Source organism: Azospirillum picis (assembly GCF_017876115.1).
GTDB lineage: Bacteria > Pseudomonadota > Alphaproteobacteria > Azospirillales > Azospirillaceae > Azospirillum > Azospirillum picis.
On record NZ_JAGINO010000045.1, the window covers coordinates 1 to 18,127 of the forward strand.

General features: G+C 67.3%; 13 protein-coding genes and 1 pseudogene. 5 read left to right on the forward strand and 9 right to left on the reverse strand.

Annotation, left to right across the window (positions count from 1 at the left end):
* Nucleotides 1-172: 172 nt before the first annotated feature.
* Nucleotides 173-1,087 carry a LysR family transcriptional regulator gene (locus tag J2850_RS31085; protein ID WP_209991241.1) on the reverse strand — a complete coding sequence of 305 codons (915 nt, stop codon included), beginning with the start codon at nt 1,085-1,087 and terminating at the stop codon, nt 173-175.
* 125 nt (nt 1,088-1,212) lie between these two features.
* On the opposite strand from J2850_RS31085, the gene J2850_RS31090 reads away from it, so the two are divergent.
* A complete protein-coding gene (locus tag J2850_RS31090) occupies nt 1,213-1,977 on the forward strand; it encodes an SDR family oxidoreductase (RefSeq protein ID WP_209991243.1) in 765 nt (254 codons plus the stop codon).
* An 11-nt stretch (nt 1,978-1,988) separates the two neighbouring features.
* Here the strand turns inward: J2850_RS31090 and panE are convergent, their stop codons facing one another.
* From panE to J2850_RS31105, 3 genes are all read right to left on the reverse strand, one after another.
* A complete protein-coding gene (gene panE / locus J2850_RS31095) occupies nt 1,989-2,909 on the reverse strand; it encodes a 2-dehydropantoate 2-reductase (protein WP_209991245.1) in 921 nt (306 codons plus the stop codon).
* 173 nt (nt 2,910-3,082) lie between these two features.
* The gene (locus J2850_RS31100) at nt 3,083-3,562 is read right to left on the reverse strand and encodes a PPC domain-containing DNA-binding protein (protein ID WP_209991248.1); all 480 of its coding nucleotides are present in this window, start codon (nt 3,560-3,562) and stop codon (nt 3,083-3,085) included.
* A 313-nt stretch (nt 3,563-3,875) separates the two neighbouring features.
* Nucleotides 3,876-6,512 (reverse strand): O-linked N-acetylglucosamine transferase family protein, encoded by a 2,637-nt coding sequence (locus J2850_RS31105; RefSeq protein WP_209991250.1) that lies wholly within the window; start codon nt 6,510-6,512, stop codon nt 3,876-3,878.
* Between the two features lie 351 nt (nt 6,513-6,863).
* On the opposite strand from J2850_RS31105, the gene J2850_RS31110 reads away from it, so the two are divergent.
* Complete coding sequence (locus J2850_RS31110; RefSeq protein ID WP_209991252.1) at nt 6,864-11,450, forward strand: beta strand repeat-containing protein; 4,587 nt, start codon at nt 6,864-6,866, stop codon at nt 11,448-11,450.
* A gap of 87 nt (nt 11,451-11,537) precedes the next feature.
* Here the strand turns inward: J2850_RS31110 and J2850_RS31115 are convergent, their stop codons facing one another.
* The 4 genes from J2850_RS31115 to J2850_RS31130 form a co-directional block, all read right to left on the reverse strand.
* Nucleotides 11,538-12,113 carry an Lrp/AsnC family transcriptional regulator gene (locus J2850_RS31115; RefSeq protein WP_209991254.1) on the reverse strand — a complete coding sequence of 192 codons (576 nt, stop codon included), beginning with the start codon at nt 12,111-12,113 and terminating at the stop codon, nt 11,538-11,540.
* 31 nt (nt 12,114-12,144) lie between these two features.
* Nucleotides 12,145-13,470 (reverse strand): NAD(P)/FAD-dependent oxidoreductase, encoded by a 1,326-nt coding sequence (locus J2850_RS31120; RefSeq protein ID WP_209991256.1) that lies wholly within the window; start codon nt 13,468-13,470, stop codon nt 12,145-12,147.
* Between the two features lie 93 nt (nt 13,471-13,563).
* Complete coding sequence (locus tag J2850_RS31125) at nt 13,564-14,400, reverse strand: transporter substrate-binding domain-containing protein (protein WP_209991257.1); 837 nt, start codon at nt 14,398-14,400, stop codon at nt 13,564-13,566.
* A 128-nt stretch (nt 14,401-14,528) separates the two neighbouring features.
* Complete coding sequence (locus tag J2850_RS31130) at nt 14,529-15,500, reverse strand: amino acid ABC transporter permease (protein ID WP_209991260.1); 972 nt, start codon at nt 15,498-15,500, stop codon at nt 14,529-14,531.
* 794 nt (nt 15,501-16,294) lie between these two features.
* On the opposite strand from J2850_RS31130, the gene J2850_RS31135 reads away from it, so the two are divergent.
* The 3 genes from J2850_RS31135 to J2850_RS31145 are packed head-to-tail and all read left to right on the forward strand — an operon-like array spanning nt 16,295 to nt 17,596.
* The gene (locus J2850_RS31135; protein ID WP_209991262.1) at nt 16,295-16,759 is read left to right on the forward strand and encodes a toxin-activating lysine-acyltransferase; all 465 of its coding nucleotides are present in this window, start codon (nt 16,295-16,297) and stop codon (nt 16,757-16,759) included.
* A 60-nt stretch (nt 16,760-16,819) separates the two neighbouring features.
* Complete coding sequence (locus tag J2850_RS31140) at nt 16,820-17,185, forward strand: hypothetical protein (RefSeq protein ID WP_209991265.1); 366 nt, start codon at nt 16,820-16,822, stop codon at nt 17,183-17,185.
* A 3-nt stretch (nt 17,186-17,188) separates the two neighbouring features.
* Nucleotides 17,189-17,596, forward strand: a complete 408-nt coding sequence (locus tag J2850_RS31145; protein ID WP_209991267.1) for a hypothetical protein — start codon at nt 17,189-17,191, stop codon at nt 17,594-17,596.
* Nucleotides 17,597-17,843: 247 nt separating this feature from the next.
* On the opposite strand, the pseudogene J2850_RS31980 reads toward J2850_RS31145, so the two are convergent.
* A pseudogene (locus tag J2850_RS31980) lies at nt 17,844-17,984 on the reverse strand (transposase); the annotation flags it as partial.
* Nucleotides 17,985-18,127: the final 143 nt, after the last annotated feature.

The window sequence follows — 18,127 nt, forward strand, 5'->3', positions numbered from 1 at the left end:
GCGCAGATCCTGCTGCGCCCCTACAACGGCCAGCAGACCGTCGCCATCCCAGTCTCCACCAAGGGGATCACCGACGGGCTGGCCGCGCTGAAGCCCTGACGGCCCTGGGGCGCGAACCCGCGCCCCGTGATCCGGCGTTCCGGATCCGGCGTTCCGGATCGGGCGTTCCGGATCAGGCGTTTCGGCGGGGCGGGTCCCAATAGGGCGGATCGCCGAAGGCTTTCCTCAGATGCTCGGCCAGGGCACGCAGCTTGGCGGGCGGGTTGCGCCCCTCCGGATGGGCCATGAAGACGAACTCCGTCTCCGGCTCGCACCCCAGGTCGATCTCGACGAGCAGGCCGTCCCGGATCGCCGGCCCGGCGATGAAGGCCGGGAGGTGCGCGATGCCGAGGCCGGCGATCGCGGCATCGCGCATCATGTCGCCGTTGTTCAGGCCGAGCGCCAGCTTTGCCCGGACGGTGATCGTGCCTGCCGGCGTCCGGAACCGCCAGTCGGCGAGGCCGCGGTTGGTGTAGAAGAGGCCGCGATGGCCATCGAGCTCGGCCAGGCTGGCCGGCGTCCCATGGCGGGCGAGATAGTCCGGCGAGGCGGTGAGCAGGCGGCGGCTCGATGCCAGCTTCCACGCGACCAGCCGGGAGTCGACGATCGGCCCGTGGCGGATGATCGCGTCGTAGCCGCCCGCCAGGATGTCGACGCGCCGGTCGTCGATGTCGAGCGTCAGCTCGATGTCCGGATGCTGCGCAAGGAAGGGATAGAGCGCCGGGCCGAGATGCATGCGGCCGAAGGTGACGGGGACGGCGATCCTCAATGGGCCGGCGAGCGTGCCCCGCCGCTCCGCCATGTCGGCCGTGGCGTCGTCGATCTCCCGAAGGACGCGGCGGGCGCGGTCGAGGAAGGCCGCGCCGTCCTCGGTCAGCGTCAGCCGGCGCGTCGTCCGGCGCAGCAGGGTCCCGCCGAGCGATGCCTCCAGCTCCGCGAGCCGTTCGCTGACCACCGACTTCGACAGGCGCAGGCGCCGCGCCGCCTCGCTGAGGGAGCCGCCCTCCACGGCGGCGACGAACGCCGCGATCCCTTCGATCCTGATCATTGTTCGGCTTGTCCGGATTCCAGTTCCGCGATCAGGATACTATTCCGAACGATCCGCCGGGGCCATCCTTCCGCCCATCCACGGCGCGGCAGCCGCCGCCAGCCGGACATCGAGGGAGAGGGGCCATGAATCGTTTGAACGGCAAGGTCGCCATCGTCACGGGCGCCAGTTCCGGCATCGGCCGGGCAACGGCGACGCTCTTCGCCGCCGAGGGGGCCAGGCTGGTCGTTGGCGCCCGCCGCCGGGCGGAGCTCGACAGCCTGGTCGGGGAGATTGCTGCCGCGGGCGGCGAGGCCGTCGCGATCGCAGGCGACGTCCGCTCCGAAGCGTTCCAGCAGGCGCTGGTCGCCGCCGCGGTCGACCGCTATGGCCGGTTGGACATCGCCTTCAACAATGCGGGCACGCTCGGCGAGCTCGGCCCGAGCACGGAGGTTTCGGAGGCCGGCTTCAGCGAGACCGTGGCGGTCAACCTGACCGCCTCCTTCCTGGCCGCCAAGCACCAGATCGCGCAGATGGAGAAGAACGGCGGCGGTTCGGTGATCTTCACCTCGACCTTCGTCGGCTACAGCGCCGCGTTCCCCGGCGTCGCCGCCTATGCGGCCAGCAAGTCCGGGCTGATCGGCCTGACCCAGGCATTGGCGGCGGAGTTCGGGCCGCGGAACGTCCGGGTCAACGCCGTCCTGCCCGGCGCCGTCGATACCGGCATGTACCGGGACATGAACGACACCGCCGACAAGCAGGCCTTCGTCACCGGCCTGCATGCCCTGAAGCGGGTAGGGACGCCCGACGAGATCGCCCGCTCGGTGCTCTACCTCGCCTCGGACGACGCGAGCTTCGTCACCGGCACGGCATCGCTGGTCGACGGCGGCCTGTCGGTCACCCGCACCTGACCGCCGGCCCTTCAGCCGCGGGCACGGTTCGCATACACCCCCAGATGCGTGTTGGCGGCGGCGAGCAGGGGCGTGGCGATGCCGGCCTCGCGGCCGCGCCTGACCAGGTCGCCGACGATCTCCTCGGCTTCGACCCGGTGCCCGCCTTCGAGGTCCCGGTACATCGACGAGGTCATCGGCGACCCCTTGGTGGTCAGCAGGCCGCGCACGGCCTCGACCGTCGCCTGGCGGGGCGGCACGCCAACGGCCGAGATCACCGTCATGGCCTCGTCGATGACGTCCAGGATGAAGTCCCGGCCGCCCGGGGCGGCTTCCACTTCGCCGGTCGTGCCGCGCATCAGGCAGGTGATCGCCCCCAGCGAGGAGAGCAGGAGCCATTTCTCCCACATCTCGCCCTCGATGATCGGCGAGAGCCGGGCATCGAACCCCGCCTTCGCCATGAAGGCGTCGAGCGCCTGCATGCGCGGCGAGGGGCGGCCGTCCAGTTCGCCGTAGGCCAGTTCCTGCATGCCGCTGAGCTGGACGATCCTGCCCTCGTCGTCGAGCGTGGTGGCGCACTTGCAGAGGCCGCCGCCGACGGCAGCCGCGCCGAAGCGCGCCTTGAGGCGGTCGACGTGCCGCATGCCGTTGAGGACCGGCAGGATCACCGTGTCGGCACCGACCGCCGGGGCGAAATCCTCCATGGCGGCGTCCAGCGTGTAGCCTTTCACCGTCAGCAGGATCGCGTCGTAGGGCTGCGCGAGTTCGGCGGCGGTCACGAGTTGCGGGTGCAGCGTCACGTCGCCGTGCGGGCTGCGGATCTCGAGCCCGCGCTCGCGAAGCTGCGCCGCGCGCGCCGGGCGGACGAGGAAGGTGACGTCCCGCCCGGCCTGGGCCAGCCGTCCACCGAAATAGCCGCCGGTCGAGCCGGCGCCAACCACCAGAAGCCGCATCAGTCGGTCCCCCCGGCCGTCATGCCGGCCGTCATGTCGGTCCGCCGTCCGCCGCTCGCGCGGTCGTCGGCTTCAGCCTGCCGCCAGCATAGGCAGGCTGCTTTTCGAACTCAAGCCCACGCCGGTGGCGATACCGGCAGCGATTGCGGCAGCGATGCCGGCCTGTGGGGCAGTCAGGACGCCGCTTTGGGGTCGGGTGCCTCCGGATCGCTCGGCGCCAGCAGCGGCAGGCCGGTTTCCGCGTCCTTGCGGCGGACGAGATGGGCCGGGCTTTCGGTCAGCATCACCTCCAGGGTTGGATGCACCTCGGCCTCCAGCAGGTGGCCGGCGACCGCCTGGCCGTCGCGCCTGCCCAGCACGGCATGGAGATGCAGGCCGGGACCGTCCGGACCCGCGGTGACGTTGCCGATCAGCGAGACCACCTCGCACTGCTCCTCGACCGGGATGCGATGATAATCCTTGCGGTCGAAGTCGAAGAAGCCCAGCACACCTCGGCGGAAGGCGCCGATGGCGGTCAGGCTGCTGGCGGCGAGCCCCTCGTCGCGGGCGACCGCCTTCAGCCCGGCGATGGGATCGTCGCCGGTCTGGAACACCACGGCGAAAACCCGCTGTCCGCCGTCCGCTCCACCCTCCTTGATCCGCTTCACCTGCATGTCCATCCGCCTCCGCCGCCGGTCCGGTTGCCTGTCCTGCAGCAACCGGGAAGCAGGCGGGCGGTTCCCGTCGCCGGAGCCCTCCCGGCCGGCCCGTCCGGGCCGGGCGCGCCGCGATCCGGGGAGCAGGGGTCAGAGCCCGCTTTGAATGTTCATTGTGCGTCGAGGCGCGTCCCTGATGGAGCGGGACCACACTGAATCGGGGTCGTATCTACGCCCCTCTCGTGCGGAGCGGAGCGTGCAATGTCCAGCCTGTAGCGCCGACCCCCTGCTGCCGACCCCCTTGGGCTTCGCTGGCGCTCGAATTACGGCGTCACTGCAGCGATGCGATCCGCCGGGGGAGACTGGCGGCGTCAGTGCCAACCTGCTGCCGGTGGAACACCAGGGCAAGGTCTCGATAACGGTCGACCCGGCCCGGCTCCAGGGCCAACGCTCGTTTGGCCGCGGCGACGGCCCGGCCGGGATCGTCCAGGTCGGCGAAGATCGCTGCCATTTCGGCATGCAGGTCGGCGTCGTCCGGGCGCCGTTGCAGGGCCTGGACCAGCGATCCGAGAGCGCGCGCCGTCCGCCCGGTGTGGCGGCACAGGCGGCTGATGGCCAGCCAGGGTTCCACGGCCTCCGGCCGCAGGGCGGCGATTTCGAGGTAGGCGGCCTCGGCCCCGGCGGCATCGCCGAGGCGGGCCCGCACGTCGCCGAGCAGGCCGACCAGGGACGGTTGGAACGGCGCCGCGGCGCAGGCGCGCGTGAGCGCCTCGGCGGCCTCCGTGAACCGTCCAGCCCGGATCAGGGCCTGTACCAAGTTGTTGAGATGCGCCGGGTCGCCGGGTGCGACGGCGGTGGCATGCCGCAACGCCCGGATGCTCGGCTCGAAGGAGCCCCGGCCGGACAGGGCGACGCCGAGATGGTCGAGGGCATCCGCAGCGGCCGGGGCGAGGGCGACGGCGGCCGTGAGGCAGCGGACCGCCCTGGCGGCATCCCCGGCCCGCATGGCCTCTACGCCGAGACGGTGCAGCACACCGGGAGCAGCGAAACCATGGACGGCAGGCTGGAGCGGTGGCGCCGACGGTTCCCCCGTCCGTTCCAGATGGTCGTGCCACAGCTCGCGCCAGAGCGCCTCCAGGTCGCGTGCGAAACCTCTATGGTCGAGCAGTGGCGACGCAGCCATGTCCTGTCGCAGCCCCCGGCGGATTGCCGCCAGTGCGTCCGGGGCCTCCGCCCAGGCCACCGCCCGGGCGACATAGTCGGCCGGATCGGCGGCCACCCACCCGGCATGGCCGATGTTGGACAGGTGGCTGGTGGAATGCCGCCCGGCGAAGCTCCGGCCCGGCATGGTGATCACCGGCACCCCCATCCATAGCGCCTCCAGCGTGGTGACTCCGCCGGAATAGGGAAACGGGTCGAGGGCGACGTCGACGTCGCCGTAGGCGGCCAGCAACTCGCGCTGGGGGAGTTCGCCCCCCAGCGTCAGCCGTTCCGCCGCGATGCCCCCGGCGGCGAACAGAGCGAGGTAGCGGCGCCGCGTCCCCGCGTCGCCCAGCGCTTTGGTCCGCATCACCAGCCGGGCGGTGGGCACGCGCCGCAGGATGTCGGCCCACAGCGCGACCACCGGCGGCGTCACCTTGGCGATGTTGTTGAAGCAGCCGAAGGTTGCGAAGCCGCGGGCCAGCGCCGGCGGCGGCGCCACCGGCGGCGCGTCGTCGGGCGGCTGCCAGCAGACATAGCCGTGCGGCATGCGGGCGACCCGCTCCGTGTACAGCCCGTCTTCTCCGGGCGGCACGTGGAAGCGGTCGGCGACCAGCCAGTCCATGCCCTCCAGCCCGGTGGTGCCGACGTATCCCGCCCAGCTCGCCTGCACCGGAGCGGGGCGGCGGGCGAAGACGCGCAGCCGGTTGTGTGCGGTGTGTCCGGCCAGATCGACCAGGATGTCGATGCCGTCGGTGCGGATCTGTTCCGCGAGTTCTTCGTCGGATGCCGCATGCACCTGGCGCCAGATGGCGCCGCCGGCACGGATGGCGGCAGTCACCGCGTCCTGGTGGGGGTGACAACTGTAGAGGAACGGGATGACCTGCGCCGGGTCGTGGTGGCGCATCATCCCGGCCAGGAAGAAGCCGACGGGATGGCGGCGCAGGTCGCCGGAAACATAGCCGACGCGCAGTGGTCTGTGCCTGTCGCGGCCGTTGCCGTGCGGCTTCCACGCGGCGCGCGACCGCCGGCCGTGCCAACGCTCCATGTCGGCGTGCAGGCGGTGCAGACCGGCGGCGGTCACCCCCGGCTGGTAATGGGCCAGAAGAAGCTGACTGTGAAGCGCCTCGATCGCGGCCGGATTGAGCTGCCGCGCACGCTCCAGCCAGACGGCCGCCTCCTCGACCATGCCGCGTTCCTTGCAGGCATGTGCTGCTTCGCCGTGCAACTCGGCGGCGTCGGGGGCGAGCGCCAGGCCGGTGCGGAGGACCGCGAGCGCCTCGTCGGTACGCAGCAGGTCGACCAGCGTCATGGCCAGGTTCTTGCGGGCATCGACCAAGCCCGGTGCGGCGCGCAGGGCGTGCCGGAAATGCTCCGCCGCCTCTTCCAGGCGTCCGAGCGGGCGCAGGGCCACGCCAATGTTGTTGAGAAGTGCGCCGCGGTCGGGCGTCCAGGGGGCCAGGGCGAGCGCCCTGCGGAGGGCCTTGGCGGCCTCCGCCGGACGCCCGCCGGCGAGGTGGAGCATGCCCAGATTTTTGTGCACGGCCGGCTGATCGCAGGCCAGGGCGAGGGTCCGCCGCATGGCGTCCTCGGCGTCCGGGAGGACCCCGTCGTGCAGCAGCGCGATGCCCAGGTTGAGGTGAAGGTCGGCAATCCAGGGTGCCAGCCCGGCGGCCCCGCGCAGCAGGGGAACGGCCTCTCGCATACGCCCCTGCTGCGCCAACCGAAGTCCCTCGGACGCCAGGGTCTTGGCTCGTTCCACTGACATCTGTCTGCGTCTCCGTCCAACGTTCGGGGCACCCGCGGCCATATCCCATTGACCGTACCGGTGCGCCAGCCATGTTCAGGTGAGGCGGCCGGCTCTTTCGTAGGTCGGGATCACGTCAACCAGCGGCTGAGGGTGTACTAGACCGCTACGATCGCCGGCCGCAACTGGAAGCTGGATGACCGGTTGGGCTCGCCTGCTCCAGAAGATGAAACCGTTACTGAGAGCGTGTGCGCAACTGGCACCCCGTTGACGGGAATAAAAATACACGGCTTTTGAAATATCCCTTGCCTATGACCGATGGCTACATTACGCAACTAACAGTAAGTCCAATTAGCGCCACGGATCACACCAATGCCCACCCTCGTGCCCGGATCCGAGTTCCTCGTCAACAGCGCCACCGCGTACAACCAGCAAAGCCCAAGCGTCGCGGCGCTGGATGGGGGTGGCTTCGTCATCACTTGGCAGCATGCCAACTCGGGGGCGGGGCAGGGCGGCATTTTCGACATTCGCGGCCAGTTGTACGCGGCTGGCGGCAGCCCTTCGGGACCCGAGTTCATCGCCAACACCACCACGTCGCTGGATCAGATGAATCCCGCGGTTGCAGCGTTGGCGAACGGCGGCTTCGTTGTCACCTGGACGGACGCCAGTGCAAATGCCACGGACATCCGCGCACAGAGGTACACGGACAACGGCACCCCTCTGGGATCCGAGTTCCTCGTCAACTCCACCACGTCGGATTTTCAGGGGATTCAATCTGTCACGGCGCTCGCGAACGGCGGCTTCGTCGTTACTTGGTGGGACGGCAGTCAAACGGCGGGACCCAATGCCGGTCGGGACATTCACGGGCGGGTGTTTGGGGCAAACGGCAGCGCCGTGGGAGCCGACTTCCAGGTCAACACCACCACGACGGGCGGCCAGGCGAATCCGGCGGTCACGGCGCTGGCGAACGGCGGCTTCGTCGTCGCCTGGGAAGACGGCAGCTCGACGGGACCTAGCGGCAGCGGCAACGACATCCGCGGACAGATATTCTCCGGCACCGGCATTTTTCAGGGTCCCGAGTTCCGTGTCAACACCATCACCTCCTCCGACCAGACGGGTCCGGCGATCACGACGCTGACGGACGGCGGTTTCGTCGTCGTCTGGCAAGATCTCAGCGGGGCGGCGGGAAGCGGCACCGCCATGGACGTCCGTGGGCAGAGATACGCGAGCAACGGCGATCCTGTAGGAACCGAGTTTCTCGTCAACACCGTCACCACGGGCGGCCAGGACGCTCCAAGCGTCGCGGCGCTGGCGGACGGCGGCTTTATCGTCACATGGTCGGATAGCAGCGCGGCTACGCCCGACAACTACACTGATATCCGCGGGCAGAGGTTTGCGGCCGATGGCACGCCCTCGGGCTCGGACTTCCTCATCAATTCCACCACGGCAGGCCAGCAGGCAGCCTCGGCGGTCGCTGCGTTGGGGAGCGACGGCTTCGTCGTCACCTGGGCAGATGGCAGCGGGGTCAACGATAGCCCTCCCTACCCCAGCGGATTCGGTCTGGATATTCCCTATTACAATATCCGTGGACGGGCTTTCTCGTTGCTCCCGGATGGCCCGTCGGTCAGCTCGATCGTGCCGTCGGCGACGGCCGGCAAGACCAACGGCCTGCTCTTCACCGTCACCTTCAGCGAGGCGGTCAGCGGTGTCACCGCGGACGATTTCACCCTGACCGCGACCGCCGGCACGACGACGGGAACGGTCGGCGACCCGCTCTACCCGGACGGCGGGGTGACCAGCGCGGACAACGGGCGGACCTGGACGGTGCCGGTCAGCGGCATCACCGGCGACGGCAAGCTGCGCCTCGACCTCAAGGCCAGCGGCACCGGCATCCTCAGCACCGCGGCCAGCACCGCCATCACCGGCGGCTTTACCACCGGCGGCACCTACACCTTCGACAGTTCGGCGCCGACGGTGACGGCCAGCATCGCCGGCCGGACCAAGGACACCACCCCCTCCATCACCGTCACCACCGCCGACGGCACCAACGGCGCCGGCGTGGCCAACGCCGCGACGGTCAGCGTCGACGTCGACCTCAACAACGACAACGACTTCCTCGATCCCGGCGAAACCGCGCGCGACAACGGCAGCATCAGCAACAACACCGCCACCTTCGATCTCGCGGCGCTGGCGCAGGGCACCTACACGGTGCGCGCCCGCGTCACCGACGCCGCCGGCAACGAGGGCACCAGCACCACCCAGACGCTCACCATCGACACCACGGCGCCGGCCGCCGATACCACCGCGCCGATCTCCGCTACCGACAACTCTGGTCCGGGCGTCTACGGCGGCGGCGACACGCTGACCCTGACCTTCAGCGAGCCGGTGAGCGTCGGCACCATCACCCTGGCCAACCTGCAGATGGGCGGCGCGCTGCCCGGCAACAACGCCAGCCTCGCCCCGGTGTCCCCGGTCAACGGCTACGCCTCGGCCTTCACGCTCACGCTCGGGGCGGGCACGACCGTCATACCCGGCACCGTGCTGTCCTTCTCGTCCGGCAACGTCGTCGATGCGGCCTCCAACACGGCCACCGGCACGGTGTCGTTCACGGTGCCCCAGCTCGGACCCTCGGTCACCTCTATCACGCCGACGCCGAACACCGCGGCGACGGCGGGCAACGTCGACTACACGGTCGTCTTCAGCACCGCCGTCACCGGCGTGAGCGCCGACGACTTCACCCTGACCGCGACGCACGGCACGGCCGCGGGCACCATCACCGGCATCACCGGCTCCGGCAGCACCTACACGGTCAGCGTCGCCACGGCGGCCGACACCCAGGGCACCCTGCGGCTCGACCTGAACGGCAGCGGCACCGGCATCACGGACAGCGGCGACCGCGCCATCACCGGCGGCTTCACGACCGGCACCGCCCACACCATGGACCGGTTCGCCCCGCAGATCGACAGCGTCGCCATTGCCGACGCCGCCATGAAGATCGGCGACACGGTCACGGCGACCATCACCACGGCCGACGACACCGACACCTTCACCCTGTCGAGCGGCAGCATCGGCGGCTTCACGCTGAGCAACCTGCAAAAGACCACGAACCACAGCTACACCGCGCAGTTCACCGTGACCGCCGGTGGCAGCGACGTGGCGGCGGCGGCCGACATCCCGGTCAGCCTCGTGCTTCAGGACACGGCCGGCAACACCAACACCGCCTACACGACGGCGATCGCGCAGACCGCCGACGCCATCGACGCCACCCTGCCGACGGTGACCGCGGCCTCGGTCAGCGGCACCACGCTGACGCTGACCTTCAGCGAGACGGTGACCGCGCCTGACAGCCACGGCATGAGCGTCCTGGTCGGCACCCAGCCGCGGACCATCACCGGGATCGCCGGCAGCGGCACCCAAACCCTGAGCCTGACGCTGGACACGCCCGTCCAGTACGGCGACAGCGTGCAGTTCAGCTATGAGGCGAGCGCCCAGGGCAGCGAGCTGCGGGACGGCGCCGGGCAGGAGATGGCCGACCTCAACGGCCGGCCGGTCACCAACACCATGCCGGCACCTCCGCCCCCACCCTCAGAGCCGACGGTGGTGGACGGCGTTCCGGTGCAGACCGCCACGCAGAGCAACGGTGACGGCACCACCTCGACCGTCATCACCGTCCCCGTAGTGACGGCCGGGCGCACCGAGACCGTCGGCAACAACAGCGTTGCCGACATCCCGCTGGCGGCCAGCGGCGGCAGCACGGTGCTGACGGCGCAGTTGCCGGCCGGTTACGGCCTGACCGCCAGCGGCTCGTCGACGCCCAAGGCGGCCGGCAACGCGCTCACCGACCTCATCCGTGAGATCAACGCCCACACCACGGCGGGCTCGACCGATCAGGCCCAGCTCACCGGCGGCGGCGGCGGCTTCCTCCAAGGGCTGTCGGCCGACACCCCGCTGCTCGTCCAGACCATCTCGCCGAGCGTCGCCTTCGGCAGCATGACCGCTCCTGGTGCGCCGCTGGTCATCAGCGGCACCCCGGCTGCGGCCGGCGGCCCGCAGACCGCCCTGGTGATCGACAGTCGCGGCCTGCCCACGGGCAGCGCCATCCAGCTCCAGAACGTCAATTTCGCCGCGGTGATCGGCGCGGTGACGGTGACCGGCGGCGACGGCTCGCAGACGGTGTGGGGCGACGGCGCCAACCAGACCATCCTCCTGGGCGCCGACGACGACACCCTGCACGGTGGCGGCGGCGATGATTTCGTCGGGTCCAAGACCGGCAACGACGTGCTCTACGGCGACGACGGCAACGACACGGTGCAGGGCGGCGAGGAGCAAGACCGGCTCTTTGGCAACACCGGCAGCGACCTGCTGTTCGGCAACACCGGCGCCGACACGCTGTTCGGCGGCCGGGGCGAGGACCTGCTCCACGGCGGGCGCGACGACGACCGGCTGTCGGGCGACCTCGGGGCCGACACGCTGAACGGCGGCCAAGGCAATGACGTGCTCATTGGCGGTCTCAGCGACAGCAGCCTGACCGATGCCGGCGGCGACCTTCTGCTCGGCAACAGCGGTGCGGACCTGCTGTTCGGCAATGCCGGGGCGGACACACTCTATGGCGGGCAGGATGCCGACACGCTGTTCGGCGGTCTGGACAACGACCTGCTGTTCGGCGACTTCGGCGACGACGTGCTGGCCGGCGACCGCGGCGCCGACACGCTGAGCGGCGGGGCGGGGGCCGACCTGTTCGTCTTCGCAAGCGGCAGCGGCAAGGACGTGATCACCGACTTCAACGCCGCCGAGGGCGACCGGCTGCGGCTGGCCGAGGGCCAGGGCTACAGTCTGCGCAGCGACAGTGCCGGCAATGCGGTGATCGTGTTCTCCGACGGCAACGACCTCACCCTCCAGGGCGTCGGGCTCTCCGCCTTCTCCAACTCCACCCCGGAGTCCTGGATCGTACGCGGATAGAAGGCATCTCGACCCGGCCCGCCTCGGCGGGCCGATCCCGCTCCATCAGGAACGCGCCTCAATGCGCAATGAACTTTCAAAGCGCGCTCAGCCGCCCGCTTCCAGCCCCGGCGCCGGGTCAGCCGCGCCGGCCCCGTCCTCCGGCGACGGCGGGCCGCCGGCGTCCTCAAGCAGGTTCGGTCCCATCCTGCCCATGAAGGCGAGCCGGCGGTCGAACTTCGTCTCCATGACGATGCAGGAGGTGGTGCGCGCGACGCCCTTGATCATGTTGATGCGCGTCAGCTCGGCGTTCAGCTTCTCCAGCGTCTCCGTCGCGACGTGGATGACGAAATCCCAGTCGCCGGAAATGGCGTACACGGCCTGCACCGAGTCCATCATCCGCATCTGGGCGACGACGTCCGAATAGGTCTTGTTGTTGCAGACCGCCAGCGTGAAGCAGTTGACGGTGTAGATCAGCTTGCTCTGGTTGATGCGGACCGAATAGCCCTCGATCACGCCGGCGCTTTCCAGCCGTTGGATGCGCTCCTGCAGGGCCGTGCGCGACACCCCGATCTTGCGGGCCAGGGAGGAGGTCGGCTCCCGCGCGTTCTTCTGCAGCAGGGCGAGGAGCTGCTTGTCCTTGTCCGTCAGGCGGAAACCCTGCTCGCTGCCCGGCCCAGACATCGCCTCGTCCCCTCTCATGGTGGCCGACCCGTCAGGCGCCCTGGCGCCGGGATCGCGATTCCTGCCAGAAGTCCATCAGACGCAGTCCGGCATAGACTAGGTCCGCGGCAGCGGGGCCGAAGATACCGCCATTCCAGGTCAGGCCGTAAGGGGCGAAAAGACGGATGCGGTCGCTTTCCCCGGTGATCGCCTCGGCGATCACCCGCCCGCCGATCGGGGCGGTGTTCATGCCGTGCCCGCCGAAGGACGAGCAGCTCCACAGGCCGTCCTCGATCCGGGCGATGTGCGGCATCTTGTGGCGCGCGTAGCCCATCAGCCCCGACCACGCCTTCTCGATCCGCACCTTGGCCAGGCCGGGGAAGACGCCGCTGATGTCCCGGCGCAGCAGGGCGGCCAGGCGCCGCTCGTCCTGCTCGTAACGGGTGGTGATCCGCCCGCCCCACAGCAGCCGGTCGCCCTCGACGACGCGGTAATAGTCGGACGAGCGGCGGTCGTCGCCGACCGCGTCGGTGGTCGCAACATGGTCCTGCAGGCGGTCACCCAGCCGCTCCGTCAGCACGACATAGGTGGCGATGGGGAGGAAGGCCCGGCGCAGGGGACCGAACTCCGGCCCGCCATAGCCGCCGCCGCACATCACCACGTCGTGGCACGCGACCGAGCCGTCGGCCGTCTCCACCCGCCAGCGCCCGCCGGTTCCGGCCGTACCCCCGACCATGCCGTCGCGGTGGATGCCGGTCATGGCGGTGCCCTCGAACAGGCGCCCGCCCGCCCCCTCGATCAGGCCGGCGAGGCCGAGGCAGTAGTTCAGCGGGTGGAAGTGGAACCCGACCGTGTCGCGCAGAGCCTGGAAATAGATGTCGCTCTTCAGCAGGCCGCGCAGGGTCGGGCGGTCGAGGTAGGTGAACTCGTAGCCGTAGGTCCGCGCCATGTGGTCGCGGTGGCGCTGCAACTGGTCCGCCGCCTCGTAGCGGGTGACGCTGAGCTTTCCGGGCGTCGGGTTGCAGCCGGGCAGGGCATGGCCGGCGATGGTGCCGCGGACGATCTCCACCCCCTCCACCGACAGGGCGAACAGGGCGCGGGCATGGTCCTGGCCGCAGCGTGCCTCGATCTTCCGCAAGCCCTCCGACCAGCCCTGCAGGACGAAGCCGCCGTTGCGGCCGGAGGCCCCCCAGCCGATCCGCTGCGCCTCCAGCAGCACGACCGAGCGGCCGCGCCGGACCAGCTCCCAGGCGGTGGACAGGCCGGCCAGCCCGCCGCCGATCACGCAGACGTCGGCCGCCGCCGTGCCGCGCAGCGGCGCGCAGTCGGCCGCCGGACGGCGGGTGGCGCTGTAATAGGTGTTCGGGTAGTCACGCATGCCGGCTGGGTCCCGTCTGCAGGATCGAGTCTGGTTCGATGAAGGTCCGGCCGCGGGGATGGGGAAATCCCGGCGGCCGGCCCTCCCGCGGCGTCACTTGGCGACGGTGTAGTCGATGCCGTACCACTTCTCCGACAGCGACTTCAGCGTGCCCTCGGCCTTCAGGGCGGCCACGATCTCCGCCAGCCTGGCATTCAGCTCCGCGTCGCCCTTGTCGATGGCGATGGCCAGCGGCTCGTGATAGGCGGGCTTGTCGTTGATGGCGCGGATCGGATAGCCGCGCTTCACCGCCGCGTCGATGGTCGGCAGGGCGGAGACGATGGCGTCCAGCCGCACGCCGTCGCCCAGCCGCAGGTCGTCCAGCGGGCCGACGCTGTCGCCGTAGGTCTTGATGTCGCCCGGCTTCACGTCGGCGGTGAAGGCAGGCACGCCGACCGCGTCGATCGTCAGCTTGCCGTTGATGTAATCCTCGGAGGTCGTGCCGCCCTCGACCCCTATCGTCTTGCCGTTCAGCGCCGCGCGGCTGTCCAGCTTGGAGGCCTTGTGCACGGCGAAGACGTAGGGCGTGTAATAGTAGATCGCCGGGAAGTCGAGGACGCGGGTCCGCCCGGTCGTCGGCGTCATCGAGCCGACCGAGATGTCCCAGCGGCCGTTCCAGTTCCCGGCGGTGATGATGCCCCATTCCGGCGTGATGAACCGCGCGGTGGCGCCCAGCCGCTTGGCGATCTCCTTGGCCACGTCGACGTCGAAGCCGTCGAGCTGGTTGTCCTTGTTCATGAAGGACTGCGGCGGCCAGTTGGCGGCGGTCGCGACCACCATCTCCTTCTTCTGCGTGATGCGGTCCAGCGTGGCGCCCGCCTCGGCCGCACCGGCGGAGAGGGCGAGCGCGCCGGCGGCGGCGGCGAGGCACAGGGACTTGAACAGGGTCATCGACGGTCTCCTGAGGTGTGGGGAAGCCTTGGCGTTCGGATGGGAGGGATCGGCCGGGCATGCGGGCGCGCCGCGGCCGGTGCCGGTGGGCAGTGACGGTGATCGGCGGCGCCGGGTGAGGGCGATGGTCAGTGGCGGTGGCCGCGCGCCAGCCGGCGCTCCAGGCGGGATTGCACCTGCTCCAGCACGATGGAGATCAGCCAGTAGAGGGCGGCGGCGGTGATCAGCATCTCCAGGTGGCGGAACTCGTCGCGGCCCTGGGTGCGGGCGAGGAACATCAGCTCCCACACGCCGATCACCGAGACGAGCGAGCTGTCCTTCAGCATGGCGATGAACTGGTTGCCGGTCGGCGGGATGATCAGGCGGAGCGACTGCGGCAGGATGATCAGCACCAGCGTGTGCATCGGCCTGAAGCCGAGGGCGCGCGCGGCCTCCCACTGGCCCTTGGGGATGCTCATGATGCCGGCGCGGAAGATCTCCGTCATGTAGGCCCCGTAGCACAGCGACAGCGCCGCCACGCCGGCCGGGATCGCCCCGATGACGTAGCCGAGCTGCGGGATGCCGAGATAGATCAGGTAGATCTGGATCAGCAGCGGCACGCCGCGGAAGAAGGACGTGTAGAAGGAGGCGATGGCGATGGCGAAGCCGTTGTCCGACAGCCTCGCGATGGCGCCGACCATCGCCAGCACGAAGGCGATGGCGATGGAGATTGCCGAGATGTACAGGGTGGTGACGACGCCCTGGGTGATCAGGAACGGCAGCTTGCCCAGGATGAAGCTGTAGGACAGGTCGAAGCTGTAGAAGAAGACCAGGAACAGGCTGAACACTTCCAGCCACACGGCGGCGATCTGCAGGCCCCGGCCGAGCCGGCCGAGCAGATGGACGTTCAGCGTGAGGGCCAGCGCGACGGCGAGCGCGACCCAGACGCCCGCCAGCCCCTCGCCGCCCGGCAGGGCCGCGGTGGCCGGCGCGAGACGGGCGGCAAGGCCGGAGTCCCCGACGTTGCCGACGACGCCGGCCGCCGTGAAGGCGAGCGCCAGCAGGCCCAGGAACCACGTCTTGTTGGTCAATTTGTCCCGGCGCACATGGTCATGGTACATGCCGGCGTCTTCCCCTTCCGTGCGTCCCGCCCACTTTCCGTCCACCAGCCTGTACCGGCCTTGCGACGGGTGGTATCCGGCAATCCGCCGGGTTGAGGAAAAAATCGCGGAAAATCGCCGGGTGGGACCCTGCGGTTCGGGCGGTCGAGCCGCCAAATCGAAGGGGGATGGATTGAGGAAGGGATGGCACCCTGTGCCCTCCGGACGAAAGAGGTGCCTCGCGCCCCACAGGCGAGTCCCCAGGCATTTTCCTGGATTGACCCCATGAATACACCACACTCGATCTCATGCGCACTCTGCAGAGGGTCGGCTTTCGGGTGTGACGAATTGTCCTTCAGAGGCAAAGGGAAGCATTAGGTGAACAAAGGAATCGATCTACAATCGTCCTGGCCTGGAACGACAGCAAAACTTCGCCTAGTTCCGTAAAGAGATAGAAAACTTCGCGTTATTAATCACGCGAACGAAAAGCTTATCAACCTAATGAACGGTAAGCGCAAGATATAGTTATTATCGGCGCCGCTAGGCCGCTTTATATTGATAGGCAAGCATATAATGTGCATTGATAAGGTTATGCCTCGCAATCGAAGCATCATTGCACGAAAAAATTTGTTAACTATCCGGAATAATTTCCGAGAAAATGCGGTTTCTCTCGTACTATTAAGTAAAGAGCATAATGCAGTATGCGGGAATTATTTTTAATGGAATCTTGGGCATTGATTTTTTATGTCTGGGTGCGTTTGATGAGTGAAGTCGACACTCCTATTTCGAAACCAATAGCACTGTAAGGCTGAGTCATGTCTGCAAACATCGAAGGCATTCGGAGTCCGTCATCGGAGACTCCTACTTCTGTTGCCCAGGTGACGTTGGCCACTGTGTTTGGAGAGGCGGCATGGCTTTTGACTCAGTCGCCACGCCACAAGCATTTATTCCTGTCCGACCTGGAATGGATGGTGATGCCGCCATTTCTCCTTCAGCAGTTCCGCACCTTCCGTTCGGGCGAGCGGCTGGTTGGTCTGGCGCTGTGGGCCAGCGTGTCGGAGGAGGTCGTGAAACGCCTGGAAGCGGGTTCGACAAAACTAGCGCCGACCGACTGGAAGAGCGGCGACCGATTGTGGCTAGTCGAGTTGGTGACGCCGTTCGGGCAGCAGGAGGCAATGGTCGAGGATCTAAAGGTCAATGGCCTACCGGGTTGGTCTTTCAAGATGCTGACGATCGACGCACAGGGAAAAAAGGCAGTGACGATTGTCGCGCGGGAGTGACGATCATAGATTCGGTGATCCGATAGAATTTTCACTCATTCGAACCGAAGGGTGACAGCGATGTCAAAGGAAATAACGCCGGAAAATAAAGGCGGTGATTTCGCATCAAGTTCCCCGCGTCAGGGAGAGCTTATTACAGTAGATGAAGTAATTACTCTCGCGAAGGAGATGATGAATGATGAGAGAATTAGAAAAATTGCCTACAGGGTAAAGGCGAATGGGTTTTTGCGAGAAAAAGAATTGGACATTGTCATTAAATATGGAAAGGCATACCTAAAAAGAAACGGGTTGTCACCACATAAGAGCGCGGCAACCGCATTTTCCCTCTGCCGACTTGTAGCGGAAGGTCGCATTCCATCAGTTGATAGCGAAGAGGCAGTCAAAAGACTGGCAAAAAACCCGTTTGTTGAAAAAAAAGAGAAATAAATCATGTCCGGCACGTCTCTTTCCGTTCTTCTTGATACACGTTCCATCAATACCCTTGCCGTAGATCCGTCTGGCCAAGCCTTTAATATACTGACAAAAAGCCCATATACGTTTGTTATTATTCCACAAATACGCGAGGAGTTGGAAGCTGGTCCGTCATATATAAATAAAATATTTCAAAAATGGTACGGTGATAGCCTGTCCGCTGGAAAAGTGTACACACCAAAATTTGAAATTGATACTTCAGGAATGTCCTCAACTCAATTAGGAGATGAGGCCATTCGACAATATGCGATATCAAATAATGAAAAATATCTTGTCAGAATTCTTATAGATGACAGCAAGTTTACTGAAAATGAATACACTAAAACCAATAGATTTGAGCCAGGAGCCCTTGCGAAACGCGGGTAATATGCGCGCCCATGGGACGGTGTTGGAGATTTCTTAAATGATGAATTGAGTCGGGGGCGTTTATCCGCTAGCCCGAATAATTCATCAGCGTTTTGGAACGGCTTGCCGAAGGCGCGTCGATGGGTTGCGCCAATGGCGCGGGATGACGGGTTTGGAGGGTTGCGGGGATAGGTTTGTTCAGGGGCACGTTGCCCCGGCATTCATGGCAGCAGCTTGACGGTTCTGGCGGCCAACACCGCGAGGCTTCCTGGTAGGGGAAGCTGGTTGGCAGAGAGACCTTGATGCGGGTCTTCATCTCGGTGACCCGTGCCGCCACCTTGACGAGACCGAGGCGCAGGGTGTCGAACTGGGCGTCGCGCCAGAACGACGCCTTCGGTGCCATCCGGCGTCTTGGCGGGCCGCAGGATCACGGCGACCGGCTTGCCGGTGGTCGCCTCTTAGCATTACAGTTGCGATAGAGCGTCCTCCCGCCTGTTGAACAGGCTTTGGGAGGTCGCCATGTCCGGTGTCGCGGTCGAGGACCTGCTGGGG

Excerpts from the sequence above, each read along its gene's own strand:
- J2850_RS31090 (WP_209991243.1), top strand. The coding sequence starts at position 1,213 with ATGAATCGTTTGAACGGCAAGGTCGCCATCGTCACGGGCGCCAGTTCC.
- J2850_RS31110 (WP_209991252.1), top strand. The coding sequence starts at position 6,864 with ATGCCCACCCTCGTGCCCGGATCCGAGTTCCTCGTCAACAGCGCCACC.
- J2850_RS31115 (WP_209991254.1), bottom strand. The coding sequence starts at position 12,113 with ATGTCTGGGCCGGGCAGCGAGCAGGGTTTCCGCCTGACGGACAAGGAC.
- J2850_RS31135 (WP_209991262.1), top strand. The coding sequence starts at position 16,295 with ATGTCTGCAAACATCGAAGGCATTCGGAGTCCGTCATCGGAGACTCCT.
- J2850_RS31100 (WP_209991248.1), bottom strand. The coding sequence starts at position 3,562 with ATGCAGGTGAAGCGGATCAAGGAGGGTGGAGCGGACGGCGGACAGCGG.
- J2850_RS31120 (WP_209991256.1), bottom strand. The coding sequence starts at position 13,470 with ATGCGTGACTACCCGAACACCTATTACAGCGCCACCCGCCGTCCGGCG.
- J2850_RS31125 (WP_209991257.1), bottom strand. The coding sequence starts at position 14,400 with ATGACCCTGTTCAAGTCCCTGTGCCTCGCCGCCGCCGCCGGCGCGCTC.
- J2850_RS31130 (WP_209991260.1), bottom strand. The coding sequence starts at position 15,500 with ATGTACCATGACCATGTGCGCCGGGACAAATTGACCAACAAGACGTGG.
- J2850_RS31085 (WP_209991241.1), bottom strand. The coding sequence starts at position 1,087 with ATGATCAGGATCGAAGGGATCGCGGCGTTCGTCGCCGCCGTGGAGGGC.
- J2850_RS31140 (WP_209991265.1), top strand. The coding sequence starts at position 16,820 with ATGTCAAAGGAAATAACGCCGGAAAATAAAGGCGGTGATTTCGCATCA.
- J2850_RS31145 (WP_209991267.1), top strand. The coding sequence starts at position 17,189 with ATGTCCGGCACGTCTCTTTCCGTTCTTCTTGATACACGTTCCATCAAT.
- J2850_RS31105 (WP_209991250.1), bottom strand. The coding sequence starts at position 6,512 with ATGTCAGTGGAACGAGCCAAGACCCTGGCGTCCGAGGGACTTCGGTTG.
- panE (WP_209991245.1), bottom strand. The coding sequence starts at position 2,909 with ATGCGGCTTCTGGTGGTTGGCGCCGGCTCGACCGGCGGCTATTTCGGT.